General features: G+C 27.9%; 13 protein-coding genes. 7 read left to right on the top strand and 6 right to left on the bottom strand.

The window, feature by feature from the left end:
* The first annotated feature begins 1 nt into the window (after window position 1).
* From CXF68_RS04150 to CXF68_RS04125, 6 genes are all read left to right on the top strand, one after another.
* Complete coding sequence (locus CXF68_RS04150; protein WP_101043105.1) at window positions 2–1,288, top strand: D-arabinono-1,4-lactone oxidase; 1,287 nt, start codon at window positions 2–4, stop codon at window positions 1,286–1,288.
* Between the two features lie 10 nt (window positions 1,289–1,298).
* A complete protein-coding gene (locus tag CXF68_RS04145) occupies window positions 1,299–2,510 on the top strand; it encodes an alanine racemase (protein WP_157821850.1) in 1,212 nt (403 codons plus the stop codon).
* A 47-nt stretch (window positions 2,511–2,557) separates the two neighbouring features.
* Window positions 2,558–3,013, top strand: coding sequence for a YHS domain-containing (seleno)protein (locus CXF68_RS04140; RefSeq protein ID WP_101047328.1), 456 nt, complete (start codon window positions 2,558–2,560; stop codon window positions 3,011–3,013).
* Between the two features lie 3 nt (window positions 3,014–3,016).
* On the top strand, window positions 3,017–3,451 hold the full coding sequence (locus tag CXF68_RS04135; protein WP_101043103.1) for a YHS domain-containing (seleno)protein: 435 nt from the start codon (window positions 3,017–3,019) through the stop codon (window positions 3,449–3,451).
* 103 nt (window positions 3,452–3,554) lie between these two features.
* The gene (locus tag CXF68_RS04130; protein WP_101043102.1) at window positions 3,555–5,201 is read left to right on the top strand and encodes a glycerol-3-phosphate dehydrogenase/oxidase; all 1,647 of its coding nucleotides are present in this window, start codon (window positions 3,555–3,557) and stop codon (window positions 5,199–5,201) included.
* Window positions 5,202–5,302: 101 nt separating this feature from the next.
* Complete coding sequence (locus CXF68_RS04125) at window positions 5,303–5,809, top strand: hypothetical protein (protein ID WP_157821849.1); 507 nt, start codon at window positions 5,303–5,305, stop codon at window positions 5,807–5,809.
* 604 nt (window positions 5,810–6,413) lie between these two features.
* Here CXF68_RS04125 and CXF68_RS04120 read toward each other — a convergent pair.
* From CXF68_RS04120 to CXF68_RS04105, 4 genes are all read right to left on the bottom strand, one after another.
* Window positions 6,414–8,981, bottom strand: a complete 2,568-nt coding sequence (locus CXF68_RS04120) for a T9SS type A sorting domain-containing protein (protein WP_101043100.1) — start codon at window positions 8,979–8,981, stop codon at window positions 6,414–6,416.
* A 417-nt stretch (window positions 8,982–9,398) separates the two neighbouring features.
* Complete coding sequence (locus tag CXF68_RS04115; RefSeq protein ID WP_101043099.1) at window positions 9,399–10,667, bottom strand: MFS transporter; 1,269 nt, start codon at window positions 10,665–10,667, stop codon at window positions 9,399–9,401.
* A gap of 7 nt (window positions 10,668–10,674) precedes the next feature.
* The gene (locus CXF68_RS04110; RefSeq protein ID WP_101043098.1) at window positions 10,675–11,334 is read right to left on the bottom strand and encodes a hypothetical protein; all 660 of its coding nucleotides are present in this window, start codon (window positions 11,332–11,334) and stop codon (window positions 10,675–10,677) included.
* Window positions 11,335–11,559: 225 nt separating this feature from the next.
* Complete coding sequence (locus CXF68_RS04105; RefSeq protein WP_101043097.1) at window positions 11,560–12,555, bottom strand: NAD(P)H-dependent glycerol-3-phosphate dehydrogenase; 996 nt, start codon at window positions 12,553–12,555, stop codon at window positions 11,560–11,562.
* A gap of 93 nt (window positions 12,556–12,648) precedes the next feature.
* Between CXF68_RS04105 and dut the strand changes: the two genes are divergently transcribed.
* The gene (dut, locus tag CXF68_RS04100) at window positions 12,649–13,080 is read left to right on the top strand and encodes a dUTP diphosphatase (protein WP_028888123.1); all 432 of its coding nucleotides are present in this window, start codon (window positions 12,649–12,651) and stop codon (window positions 13,078–13,080) included.
* On the opposite strand, the gene CXF68_RS04095 is transcribed toward dut, so the two are convergent.
* On the bottom strand, window positions 13,077–13,616 hold the full coding sequence (locus CXF68_RS04095) for a GNAT family N-acetyltransferase (RefSeq protein ID WP_101043096.1): 540 nt from the start codon (window positions 13,614–13,616) through the stop codon (window positions 13,077–13,079). The genes dut and CXF68_RS04095 overlap by 4 nt on opposite strands.
* 10 nt (window positions 13,617–13,626) lie before the next feature.
* Window positions 13,627–15,306, bottom strand: coding sequence for an amidohydrolase (locus CXF68_RS04090; protein ID WP_198553747.1), 1,680 nt, complete (start codon window positions 15,304–15,306; stop codon window positions 13,627–13,629).
* Window positions 15,307–15,315 lie beyond the last annotated feature (9 nt).

Below are 15,315 nucleotides of genomic sequence, written 5' to 3'. Positions count from 1 at the left end.
TATGAAAAACTGGGCAGAAAATGTACAATGGAATCCTTCAGAAATTGCGTATCCATCTACAGAAATAGAAATTCAACAACTGATTTTAAAAGCTGTGAATTCTAATAAGAAAATACGAACAATCGGTACTGGTCATTCTTTTACTCCATTAAGCCAAACAAGTCATATTTTAGTTAGTTTAGATAAGTATCAAGGACTATTATCAACAAATAAAGAGAAATGTCAAGCAACAGTTAAAGGAGGTACAAAATTAAAATTATTGGGAGAATTGCTATTCATTGAAGGCTTAGCTATGGAGAATTTAGGAGATATTGATTCTCAATCTATCGCTGGAGCCATTAGTACAGGTACACATGGTACAGGTACTAGCTTTGGTTCGATAAGTACACAAGTTATTGAATTAAAATTTATTAATGGTAAAGGTGAAATTGTAAAATGTTCAACTACTAAAAATGAACAACTATTTAAAGCTGCTAGCCTTTCTTTAGGATGTTTAGGTATTATTACTGAAATAACCATACAATGTGTGCCTTCATATAAGTTAACTTTACAAAATGGCAGAGAAAACATACATGATGTATTAGCTACTTTAGATCAACGTAATAAAGAAAACAGAAATTTTGAATTTTTTTGGATACCTTATACAGACACAGCCTGGACAAAAACAACAAATATTATAGAGAATACAGCACCAGATAAAGATAATTTTTTTAATTATTGGACTGAATTCTTCTTAGAAAACCACATATTTAAACTCGCCTGTGAATTTGCCCGATATTTTCCTTCACAAAATGAAACCGTTGCTAAAATAACAGCTGCAAACATTAGTACAATTAAAAAAGTATACTATAGTCATAAAATATTTGCGACACCTCGCATTGTAAAATTTCGTGAAATGGAATACAACGTACCATCTGAAACATATAAAGATGTATTTAAAGATGTTAAGAATTTAGTAAACAAAAAAAAGTTTGATATTCATTTTCCTATTGAAAATAGATGGGTAAAAGGGGATGATCTTTTATTAAGTCCTGCATATAAAAGAGATTCAACCTACATTGCCTGCCATGTATATAATAAAAAAGAATACAAGTCTTATTTTACTGCCTTAGAAGAAATTTTTAGAGCCTATGATGGAAGACCACATTGGGGGAAAATGAATACTCTTAAAACGAATGATATATCTACAATGTATCCTGAGTTTACTACATTTATAAAATTAAGAAAAGAAAATGACCCTAATGGAGTTTTTATCAACCCATATCTTAAAAAGTTATTTAATATTTAAAAGATTGGTAATGAAAAAAATAACAGATGAAACATATTTTAAAGCACTCAACTTAAGTTTAAAAAACTATAAGAGAGCCATACCATGCTTATTAATAGATTTAAATCGATTAGATACTAATATTAATACTTTAAAAGCAACACTGCCTACTGCTATTAATTTTAGATTAGTTGTAAAATCACTGCCTTCATATAACTTGATAGATTATATTTTAAAAAAGACAAATACACATAAATTAATGGTGTTTCATCAGCCTTTTTTAACAGATTTAACATCAAAACTAAATGAAAAACATGATGTTTTAATAGGAAAGCCCATGCCAATTAAAACTGCTGAATATTACTATAATAATTTACCAAAAAATAGCACCGGTTTTAATCCTTATCAACAAATACAATGGTTAGTAGATTCTGAACAACGGATACAAGAATATGTTGATTTAGCCAAAAAACTAAATCAAAAATTGCATTTAAATATTGAAATTGACGTTGGTTTACACCGTGGAGGATTTATGACTCTTAACGCACTAAGAAACGCGTTATCAATTATGACATTAGATAGTCAATACATTGAATTTAGTGGATTAATGGGCTATGATCCACATGTGGTAAAATTACCTTATATTATTCGTTCAAAAGAGAAAGCTTTACAATTGGCAAATACTTTTTATCAAGAATGTAAAGATCTTATTAAAAAAGAATTTTCTTCATTGTGGTCAAGTACATTAACTTTTAACGGAGCAGGAAGTCCTACATTAAACTTACATACATCCAATAATTCTCCTTTAAATGATATTTCTGTTGGATCATGTTTAGTAAAACCAACTTCTTTTAATATCCCTTCATTAAAAAAATATCAACCAGCATGTTATATAGCAACACCTGTTTTAAAAAAGTTTAAAGGAACAACACTTCCTGCTTTAGAAAAATTTAAAAACTTATTAAGTCTTATAAACTCTAAAAATAAAATTTCTTTTTTTATTTATGGAGGGTATTGGAAAGCTGATTATTGCTACCCCTTTAACATAAAAGAGAATGGTTTATTTGGCGCATCAACCAATCAAACAATGATTAATACTACTAAAAAAAGCATATTAGAAATAGATGATTTTGTATTTTTACAACCTCAACAAAGTGAATTTGTTTTTCTTCAATTCGGTGAATTATTACCTATTAGAAAAAATAGTATTCAACAGCCTTGGCAATTATTAAAAAACAACTAATTGTAATTATTTTATATTTTCATCGACTATCTTTAAAATTAAAAACAATGAAACAAATACTAACCTATATTTTATTACTATTTTCTACTATTCTCCTTGCTCAAAAAACAGATTATAATACCAAAAATGGATACGTTGCCGAAGGTTTTGATGTTGTTTCATATTTTGTAGATAAAAAACCTTTAGAAGGAAAAAAGAAATTACAAATTATACATGATGGTGCAAAATTTAAATTTTCTTCTGAAAAAAACTTACAACTATTTAAAGCAAACCCAGTAAAATATATTCCTCAATATGGTGGATATTGTGCCTATGCAATTGCCGCTAAAAAAACTAAAATGTATATAGATGCTGAAGCTTATGAAATAAGAGATGGTAAACTATATTTATTTTATAACTCTTGGTTTTCAAGTGCTTTAGAAGTTTGGAAAGAAGGAGATACTAAAAAATTACAAACTCAAGGAGATAATAATTGGGAAGTATTAAAACATAAAAAACAGTAATTTATGAAAAAACTTTTAATATTATTATTGTTGTTTTCAATAAACATTTTTTCTCAAGAATATAATGTTAAAAAAGGAGCAATAGCTAACGGTTACGATGTAGTTGCATATTTTTCTAACAAAGCTGTAAAAGGGAATAAGAAAATTAAAGCAACCTATGATGGAGTCTCTTTTCTATTCTTTTCACAAGAGAATTTAGGTTTATTTAAAAAAGATCCTAAAAAATACATTCCTAAATATGGTGGGTTTTGTGCATACGCTATTGGTAAAACTAGTGAAAGAGTATCTATTAACCCAAAAACTTTTCAAATAAATAATGGTGAATTATACTTGTTTTACAATTCTTGGGGAAACAATACATTACAACTTTGGCAGCAAGAAGGTGCTAAAGAGCTACAAAATAAAGCTAACAAAAATTGGAAAGAAATAAATCAATAATTGGTTTTATTTCTTTCGGAGGTAATTAAAAAAAAGAGCTGAATAACTTCAGCTCTTTTTTTATGCTTTATTTACTTATTTTTGTTAGATAAAAAAGTAAACTATGAACAACTTTTCATTTTTCAATAGAAAAAACATTCAAAAAGAATTACAACAAACAGAATTTGATATTCTAATTATTGGAGGTGGAATTACCGGAGCAGGTATTGCATTAGATGCAGCTTCTAGAGGAATGAAAGTTGCTTTAATTGAAAAGAATGATTTTGCCTCTGGTACTTCAAGTAAATCAACAAAATTAATTCATGGTGGTTTACGTTATTTAAAGCAATTTGATTTTTGGTTGGTTAAAGAGGTAGGTACCGAACGTGCTATTGTTCATAAAATAGCTCCGCATTTAGTAATTCCTGAAAAAATGATTTTACCATTAATTGATGGCGGAACTTATGGCTCTTGGTTAACTTCTATTGGATTAAAAATATACGATGTTTTAGCTTCTGTTGAAGGTGATGATAAACGTAAAATGCTAGATAAAGAGGAAGCACTTGAAAAAGAACCTCTTTTACCAGAAAACATTTTAAGAGGTGCTGGTTATTATGCTGAATATCGTACCGATGATGCTCGTTTAACTATTGAAGTATTAAAAACAGCAAGTCAATACAATGCACAAATACTTAATTATACAAAAGCTAACGAGTTTATTTATAAAAATAAGCGAGTCGTAGGAGCAAAAGTTACTGATAGCTTTACTAATGAAAACTATAATATTAAAGCAAAATATGTAGTAAACGCTGCAGGGCCTTGGGTAGATGAATTGCGCCAAATAAATAATTCAAAAATTGGTAAAAGACTTCATTTAACCAAAGGTGTACATTTAGTAGTACCTCATGAAAAATTACCTGTAAAACAATCTGTATATTTTGATGTTCCTGATGGACGTATGATGTTTGCTATTCCTCGTGGAAAAGTAACTTATTTTGGTACCACCGATACTAATTTTCAGAAAGATAAAAATACCGTAGAAACTAGTATTGTAGATGTTGCTTACTTGGTTGAAGCAGTTAATAATATGTTTCCAGATATTAATTTAACAATAGCTGATATTCAATCTTCTTGGGCTGGTTTACGTCCGTTAATTCATGAAGAAGGAAAATCTGCTTCAGAGTTATCACGTAAAGATGAAATTTTTGTTTCTGACAGTAAATTAATTTCTATTGCTGGTGGTAAATTAACTGGCTATCGTAAAATGGCTGAACGTATTGTTGACTTGGTTGCTAAGAAGATGATTCGTCGATTTGAAGTTGAATTTGACCCTATACAAACTGAAGATATTATATTGGCTGGTGGCCCGTTTCAAAATTATAAATCTGTAGACTTATATATAAATCAAGTTTATAAAAACTTAAAGAATCAAGGGTTCACAAAAACAGATGCTGCTTATTTAGTACATAACTACGGAAAACAAACTGATATTGTATTAGACAAATTTGATGAGATTAAAGAAAAAAACATAGAATTACGTTTATTAAAAGCTGAAATTTGGTTTACTATTCAATATGAAATGACATGCACACCAACAGATTTTTTTATGAGGCGTACAGGTCGTTTATTTTTTGATAAACCAAGTGTAGACACTTATAAAAATGAAGTTTTAAAAGAATTTATAAACTACTTTGATTGGAGCAAAGAAATTGCTCAAAAACATGAAGAAGAATTAAATGTTAAAATGAATTTAGCAACTACTTTTATGTAGCTGTTTTTGGCATAGTAATTGAATATGAAAAAAGAATTATATCTTTGATCTTAAGTTAAAAATCCCCTTAACCAATAATATTGGTTTTAAAAAGTACTGAAATGAAACAAAAAATTATCATTGTATTCCTTATATTATCTAGCTTTATAGCTAAAAGTCAAACAAGTAACATTCTAACTTCGTCAGATTTTGATGCTATTAAAATAAACACTACTTCGTTAAAAGACCTTAAAAAAACGAAGGGAAAACAACCTGCTGTTGAAGCTTTATTAGGTGCTGTTACTTCATATACTGTTGATGAAAATGAGAGCTATTATTATTTTACTTTTAAAGGTCTTAAAATAGATTTTTCTACGCTAGGTAAAAGCAAACCATATGTAGAATCTTTTGAAGTAAATACTAATGAATCTACTTTTTCTATAAAAAATACTACTGTTACTATTGGTGATGATATTAGTAAATTAGGAACTGTTGTTTTTAGTGTTGGAAGAAATGGTTCTAAAAGTATTTTATTTACCGTTTGTGAAGATTGTGATAGCTTTGTAAATATTGAATTTGATCAAACAACAAACATTATTACTAAGATTAGCTATATGGATATGTCTTAAAAACAAACCTTAGTAAAATAAAAAACCCAATAAGATTATAATCTTATTGGGTTTTTTTAGTGCAAAATTTAATAAAATTCTTATTTAAAGAAACAAGTACATTCTTTTTAACCTTTGATGTTTTATACTTTATTTAAAATTTTGGAGCAAGTAAGATGTTTTAATTGATAAAATGATTCCTATAAAAAGGAATCGCTAATTTTATAAAAAAAGTAAAATAGTGTGTATACATATCTTACTGAACTAAACATTATAAAAGTAAAAACTTAGCCGTTTGCTAGATGTTATCGCTATATATGATAAGAATATTGTTAGAACTACTATAATGGAAATTCTAAGCGTTCTAATACATTAAAAATAAGATAATATCCCTAAAAAAATTAACCAAAAACTCCGTATAAAATTGTTGTAAAAGACTTTTCCTTTTATTGGCTGTATAGTTTATTTCCAATTTAACAGGTTATAATAATATCTCTATAAAAAGCTTAAGAATATTTAAAAAAGACATTTCTCATAATTCCTTTTTTATAAACATTATAATAAAAAATCCAGTAAAGATAGCTTCACTGGATTAATTTAATTGCTAATATTAAATAGCTCTATTTTAAAGTTTTATAAACTGAGTTACCTGTTCTCCTTTGTTTGTGATAATTTTCATAAAATAATTATTTGGATACAAATAACTTACATCCATAGTTCTAGTAGTTCCTAAATAATAACCTACTAAATTTCCACCAATATCATATATTGTAATGTAACTAATTTGAATACTTTCATCTAACACTGTTAGATTTAATATTCCCGTTGTTGGGTTAGGTGATAAAGTGAAATAGTCAGAGAATTTAGGTTCTTCTATTACTTCTTTTTTTACCGTTACAATTTCATCTTCTGTAATTACCGGGGCATTAAAATCAAAATAAATAGCAGCACTATTTACAATTTTATCACCTTCTACTAAAGTAGTTTTACTTTTTATTTTAAATACTACATAACCATCATTATTTGCATCATCAAAAGGAAGATTTATATTATTAAATGTAAATTCTACTTCATTACCATTAGTGATTGTTGTTGAATATGAATGGCTAGACTTTAATGGTATTAAAGATTCAATATCTAATTTAATTGTATCAATAACATCTTTAACACGAATGTTTACTGCCTCTGCGGTTCCTTTGTTTTCAAAACGGATTAAATAGTGTAAATAACTACCTACATTATCAGGTTTTAAAATATTTCCTTCTAAACACGTTTTATCATTAGGGTCATAAGATCCTACTAGTGTTTGTGCTAACTCCATTACATTATTATCAGGTGTTTCATCTGTTGCTCCTGTTGCAGTTGCCGTGTAATTTAAAATATCTCCATTATTTAATGCTGGTGAATCTGTAGGCGTATTTAGTATAAAAGTCATAGGAATTTCTACCGTTTGTAATGGTAATAAATTAGTAAAGTTCCAAGTCAATTTACCATCTGTGTTACTATTTGCAGTAGGTGTTGAACTGACATAGTTTAATACATCTTTTTGATAATCTACAGTAATATTACCAGACTGTGTAATGTTACCTATATTTTTATATACGAGTACATAAGTAGCATTAAAACCAGGTCTCGCTCTACTTACTGGTACGATACTTATTTCTAAGTCATTAAAATTACCTAAAGGTTGTATACAATAATCTGTAATTACCGTATTCAACTGCGCTGGAAGATTTATTGGAGATGGAATAATTGGTGTTGAAAAGGTATAATAATTAGGGTTTTGTAAAGCAGGTCCTATAAAATATGTATCATCAGCTAAAAGTAAGTTATATTCCCCTTGTTCATTTGGGTATACAAAAATAGGTGGTGCACCTGTTAGCGAAATTGCAGAGAGTTTTAATCCTCCTGTAAAAGGAAGGTCTTGACTATCACATCCATCTTTGTTTTCATCATAAGTTACAGTACCTTGAATAAGACTACCACAATCAGTCGAAAGAGTAACGTCTGTTTGATTAGCTTTTACTAATAACTCATTAATAGAGCTTAAATATATTTGATCAACGCAAATAAATTCTAATTGAGAGCAATATGATAAATTCACTTTTAAAATTTCCTCACCTGAAACTGTTTTATATTCTAAAGGTTGTCCTGTCATAAAAACAGTTTTTAAATTAGAGCAACCTCGAAATTCTAAATTAGTTAACGAACAAGACCTTACATCCAGTGTAGTAATCTTACTAGAATTTATGGAAAGATCAGTTAAATTAATATTATTAGATAAATCTACCTTAGTTAGAGCAATGCTACCAGATAGTTTTAAATTTGTTAAATTAATATTTTTAGATAAATCAAAATCTGTTAAAAGATTATTTACCAGTGATAAGTTTATTAAATTAATATTTTTAGATATATTGAGTTCAGTAAAATTATTACTTCCCAACTTCAAATCTGTTAAATTAATATTATTGGATAAATCAAGATCTGTTAAAGCATTAACATTCAGTTCTAATTTTATTAAATTAATATTATTGGATATATCAAGATTTTTCAAGTTATTAAATCTCAACTGCAGATTCGTTAAATTAATATTATTTGATAAATCAATACCTGTTAAAGCATTATAATTCAAGTGTAAAAGTCCTAAATTAGGGCTCTCAGGTAAATTTATTTGAGTTAAATTATTGTTATCCAAGAATAAAGACCCTATTTTAATATTTTTAGATAAATTAATATTTGTTAGACTATTAGAATTCAAGTACAAATATGTTAAATTAACATTATTTAATAAATTAAGTTCAGTTAGAGTATTAACACCTACATGTAAATATGTTAAATCAATATTATTTGATACATCAAGCTCTGTTAGATTATTAGAATTAAGTTTTAAATATGTTAAATTAGAATTATTAGAAACATCTACTGATGTTAATTGATTGTAATCCGCATTTAATACTTGTAAATTCACAAACTTTTCTATTTCTATCAAATTGCTTATGTTTTGACGGGACAACTTTAAATATGTTACAACTTCTGCCTCTTCAATACTTATTTCACCATTCTCATCAGTATCAATTACAGGGTTATGAGTTAAAAGTGCATTTTTGAAATTGGAATCTATAAAGTTGATATTTTGTGCATTTCCAATAGTAAAGTAACCTATTAGTAAGGTTACTAATAATAGTTTTTTCATATATTTTTTATTTTTTAGTTAATGCCATTAATGTTATTTTGATTACATTTTAACATTGTTGACTCAACAAAATTATATGATAATATTCAGTAGTACAATACCCAATACCCCTAAACAGAAATAGGGTTAACCCTATTTCTGTTAACTTTTTTTTAACTTTTTAAATTTTTAAATTATAAATTGTTGCGTTTATTACTTGAGCCCAACTTTATTAAAAGAAGAATAAAATTTATAAAAAAGATACTGCCTTTATAATATCTTTTTTTATTTAAAATTTTAACCCTATAAAAACATAAAAAAGCCAATTAAGGCTTTTAAAATAATATTTCTAGAATATTCTTTGTCGTATAAAAATGGCAGGATATATAAATTAGTTCTAATACATACTAGTCTATCAAATATATTTTATTTAAATCATTATTCCATATTTTCCTGTTCTTCTAAATCCTTTGTTAAATCTAATTTTCTTAACGTAGGATTTATAATTCCTGTCGTTACTACTGTTATTAAGGTCATCGTTCCTCCAAAAACAACAGCTACTACTGGCCCCATTAATTTAGCTGCTAAACCACTTTCAAAAGCTCCTAATTCGTTAGAAGAACCTACAAACATAGAATTTACTGACCCTACTCTACCACGCATATGATCAGGAGTTTCTAATTGTAAAATTGTTTGACGAATAACCATCGAAATTCCATCAGCTGCACCACTTATAAATAAAGCTAAGATACTTACCCAAAAGATTGAAGAAAGGCCAAAACCAATAATACTTAATCCAAACACAAAGACAGAAACTAACATTTTTATTCCTGTTTTTTTATTAATAGGAATATATGTTGTTATAAACATTGTAACTATACTTCCCATAGAAATTGATGCATTTAAAATTCCAAAGCCTTCTGAACCTACTTTTAAAACATCTTGTGCAAATACTGATAAAATTGCAACTGTACCTCCAAATAAAACAGCAATCATATCTAAAGTTAAAACACCTAAAATAACCTTGTTTTTAAAAACAAATTCAAGACCTGCTTTTAAACTCTGTATCATTGGTTCCCCAAGTTTTTTATTTAGAATAGGTTTTTTACTTATTAAAAAAGTGAAAGCTAAAGAAAGCATAACTAAAACAAAAACTAAACAAAGAGTCACATCAACTCCAATCAAACTTATTAAAAAACCTCCTGAAAGAGCCCCAGATACAGATGCTGTTTTCCACGTACTTGTACTCCATGTTGCTGCATTCTGATAAATATTTTTAGGTACTAATAAAGCTACTAAAGAAAATATTGTTGGTCCAAAAAAAGAGCGTAAAAATCCACCAAAAAATACTAATGCATAAATTGCATATAATATTGAATTTGTGGACCAATTTACGAGTACATTTTCTGTTGTTAATAAAAAAAGTCCTAAGCTAATTAATGAAAAAGCAGCTGTACAAATAGCTAATAAATTCCTTTTTTCTTTCTGGTCTACAATATGACCAGCAAATAATGCCATAGTAAAAGCTGGAATAATTTCCATCAAACCTATAATACCAATTGATAAAGGATCTTTTGTAATTGAATATACTTGCCATTCAATTACAATAAATTGCATAGACCATCCAAAAACCAATAAAAATCGCACTAAAAGGAATATATTAAACTCTTTAATTCTTAATGAAGCATACGGATCTTTCTTTTCCATTTTTCTGCTAATTCAGTTTTAAATCCATTAAAATGGCAAAGGTTTCGTTTACATCTTCTTCTTTAACGACAATTGTCATTTCATGTGTGGTAGATATTACTTCTTGTACAGCAATATTTGCCCAAGCAAACTGCTTTAAAATAAAATAATATACACCTGATTGTTCTAAGTTATCTTTAGGAAGCTTAATTGTTATTGATGCTAAGTCATTTACATTATTTATTAATGTTTCTTTCTTAAAAATTTCTTCAACAAATGGCTGTAAGTTTTTACTAGTAACAATGTTTGTTTCAAAAATCCCTTGAGAAACTGTTAAAAAATAATCATTACTATCTGCCGATTTACTTAAAATTTTGGCAATCTCTTTTAATAAAGAAGAGGTATTTTTAAAAGTAAAATCACATAAATCTGAACGTACAATTACATCTCCTAAATCAAGCGCTAATTTTTTAATATTCTTACGTATTCTTAACTCATTTGCAGGAGATAATCTGTTAATTGCCATCATAACTGCACCTACTTTTACTTCTTTTTTAAGTAATTTAGATACTTCTGGTAATACAATTCTTGCTAAAGATGATACGTTTATTAATTTTTCATTTAAAGCTTCTTCAATGAAAGGTGTTTTTCTAATGGTGATTTCAACAGCTTCTTGAATTGTTTTCATTTTGTTTGATTTTAAACAAATTTAATAAAAATATAACTAACAGTAAAATTATTCTACTTTTATAAATAAGTATATATTTCACAAAAACTATTGTTAATCAAAAAATTAAATTAAATTTGCTACTATTGTATTACAAATACAAAACCTACACAACACAATTTTTAGAAGCAATTGGTGAGCGGACTTCTTTTTATTAAGAAGGGTTATTTGTACAAATGCAGACAACTAATCTAATCTATTTGTTAACTTTAAAAACTCATCTTTTGCTTCTTTTTTGCCGTATAATACGTTGTATACAGCTTCAATAATAGGAGTTTTCGCTCCGTTTTTTTGATTAATTTCATAAGCACTCTTAGTCGCATAATATCCTTCGGCAACCATACTCATTTCCATTTGCGCAGATTTTACAGTATATCCTTTACCTATCATGTTTCCAAACATTCTATTTCTACTAAAAGTTGAATATCCGGTTACTAATAAATCTCCTAAATAAGCTGAATTATTAATATTACGCTTCATTTTATGCACCTTTTTAATAAAACGTTTCATTTCACGAATACCATTACTCATTAATACTGCTTGAAAATTATCTCCATATCCTAAACCATGAGCTATACCTGCAGCGATCGCATAAATATTTTTTAACATAGCTGCATATTCAGTACCAATAATATCATCAGAAATTTTGGTTTTAATATAGCGCCCCGCAATATATTCGCTTAATATTTTTGCTTTTTCTTCATCCTGGCAAGCTAATGTTAAATATGATAAGCGTTCCATTGCTACTTCCTCAGCATGACATGGACCTGTAATTACACCAATATTTTCATACGGAATGTTAAATTTTTCATGAAAATGCTCTCCAACGATTAGCCCTGTTTCAGGTACAATTCCTTTAATCGCTGAAAAAATAATTTTATCTTTTAACGAGGCTGTTAATTTTTTTAATTCGGTATTTACAAAAGCAGAAGGAATTGCAAAAATAAGTACATCATAATTTTTAACAATATAATTCATATCGTCAGACAGATTTAATTGATCTGGGTGTAATTCTGCTGAACTTAAATAACTAGGGTTATGCTTATTACGTTTTATATGTTCTATAGCATATACACTTCGCATATACCAACCAATGTTTTCAAGATTTTCAGATAACATCTTTACAATGGCTGTAGCCCAACTTCCTCCTCCTAAAACAGCTATTTTAATTTGCTTGCTCATATTGTTGTTTATTTAATATGCTAAATTAATAAATCTATATCCTTCTTCTAAAAGTTAAGCGTATTATATTTGAATTTTGAAAAACTGAATAATATGAACGTACAAATAATAAACAAATCAAAACATCAAACTCCTGCATATGAAACACAAGGTTCTGCAGGAATGGATTTACGTGCTAATATTGAAGAAGCAATTACTTTAAAACCTTTAGAAAGAGCTATTATAAAAACTGGTTTATTCATAGCCTTACCTATTGGTTTTGAAGCACAAGTAAGACCAAGAAGTGGGTTGGCTGCTAAAAAAGGAGTTACCGTATTAAATGCTCCTGGTACTGTAGATGCTGATTATCGTGGTGAAATTGGTGTTATTTTGGTGAATTTATCAAATGAAAATTTTGTAGTTAATGATGGTGAACGTATTGCACAATTAGTAATTGCAAAACACGAACGTGTAAACTGGCAAGAAGTAACTATTCTTGATGAGACTGAACGTGGTGCAGGTGGTTTTGGTAGTACTGGGGTTTAAATTAATTTTTTATAAAGTTGACTCATTTTTCTGACTTTATCATGTAATAATTCAAAGTCTAAAAAACAATGTGAATGATATTTAAAACCTAATTTTTTATAAAATTCGAAAGCTTGTGGTTGCTCATCCATTGCATCTAACCAAATAAGTTCATATTGTTTTTTTAGGGCTTCTTTTTCTAGCCAACTTATTAATTCTTTACCTATTCCGTTTCCTTGTGTTTTTGAATGCAAGTAAACTCTATGTAGTTTTACACACTTTTTATCACTAAAACCACTTAATTTTTTATCCCAAAGAATTCTAAAATTACCTATTATTTCATTTTTAAACACTACAAAATAATATTTTGCATTTTCTTCTAAAAGCTCTTTAATTATATTTTCTTTTGAATATTGAGTGTTTACATACCAATTTCCAGCATCTTTCCAAAAATGACTGTAAGCAGCCGGATAAACGTCTTCCATTATTTTAAAAAGAACTTTCGAATCAGTACTAAGAATTTCTTTTAATTGTATATTTTCTGATATATTTATCAATGTTATTTTTTTAAATTTCTTTCCCGTTAAAAATAGTCAAAATAACTTTAGTCTTATTAATTTGACTTGATGGAATTGTAAAAATATCATTGTCTAGCACTATAAAATCTGCTAATTTACCAACTTCTAATGAACCTACTTTATCTTCTTGCCTCATAACATATGCACCATTAATTGTGTATGCTTTAATTGCTTCTTCTAATGAAATATTTTGAGGTATTCTTGTTATTGAATTTTGAATTCCTACAAACGGATTTAGTGTGCTAACATTCCAATCACTACTTAAAGTTAGTCTTGCACCTGCATCTTTTAATGATTTTATTGGAACTTGATTATCTGCTAAAGCACTACCTAATAAATGGTCGTTATCATGCCAATATTGAGGTTGTGTAAATTCACCTGTTACTTGAGCGTCTGCAGTTACATTTAATTGTTTAAAACGATTAATATCTGCTGATGTAACCATTTCAACATGCGTTAAACGGTGTCTTCCTTTTGATGTTCCGCTTTGTTCAATTGCATTTAAAGATTCTGTAACACCTCTATTACCAATTGCATGAATATGAAAATCAAATCCAACTGATTCTAATTCTTTTATATAAGTTGCTATTCTGGTTTCAGTAAAATAGTTCAATCCATTATTCGTTGGCTCATTAAAATAATTTTCATGATAATTAGAATGTAATGCCGCTGTTGTGTTATGTGTAATTCCGTCTGAATACAATTTAATTTGATTAATCTTTAATAAGCTATTTTCATCGTTAGAAAACAATGCTTTTAAAGCTGAAATTTGTGATACATCATCTGCTGTAGGATACGCCCATAAACCTAGATTAAAACGCGCTGTTAATTTATTATTATCTGCTAAATTTTTCCAAGTTTTATGTTGATCTCTTTTCCAATAAGTTCTTGCATCAGAAACCGATGTAATTCCATGTTTTGCTAACTCTGGTAATACATATTCAACCATTCCATTATATTCTCCATTACTATCATTTAAAGCATCTACTGCTTGTTGAAAAACTACATCGCCCGCATTATCAATTAAAATACCATTTAATTTACCGTTATCTTTCATGATAATTCCTCCTTGAGGATTTGGTGTGGTTATACTAATCCCTGCTAATTCTAATGCTTTAGAATTTAACCACATAGAGTGTGATGTTTGCTCCATAATAATTACAGGACGATTTGAAACAGCTTCATCAATAATTTCTAAAGGATTTTTTTGTGCTTCTAAAAGTGTGTTTATTGAATGACCAAAACCTATAATCCATGCTACATTTGGATTATCATTTGCTGCTTTTTTTATCGTTGATATATAATTTTCTGCATTTGTTTCATTTTCATTTAATACAAATCTTGTTGTTGTAGAACCTACTTCCATTGGATGCATATGAACATCATGAAAACCAGGTAATACCACTTTTCCTTTTAAATCTATTTTATCTGCAGCAGCTTCTACTCTTTTATCAGCTTCAATATTTGAACCAACAAAAACAATTTTATTTTTATCAACAATTATTGCTTCAGCCCAAGGCTGTTTATCATTAACTGTAAAAATTTTACCATTGAAGTACATTTTTTGAGTACTCTTTGTTACTGTAGGAACAATAGAGTTAATATCTTCTTTATTTGTACAAGATTTTGTGGTTAAAATCAAGCTAAATATTAGTGCTAATATTTTCATTTTCTTCAT

This window comes from Tenacibaculum sp. Bg11-29 (assembly GCF_002836595.1).
GTDB lineage: Bacteria > Bacteroidota > Bacteroidia > Flavobacteriales > Flavobacteriaceae > Polaribacter.
The sequence above is the reverse complement of the archived record's forward strand: the minus strand, read 5'-3'. Positions and strand labels throughout refer to the sequence as shown.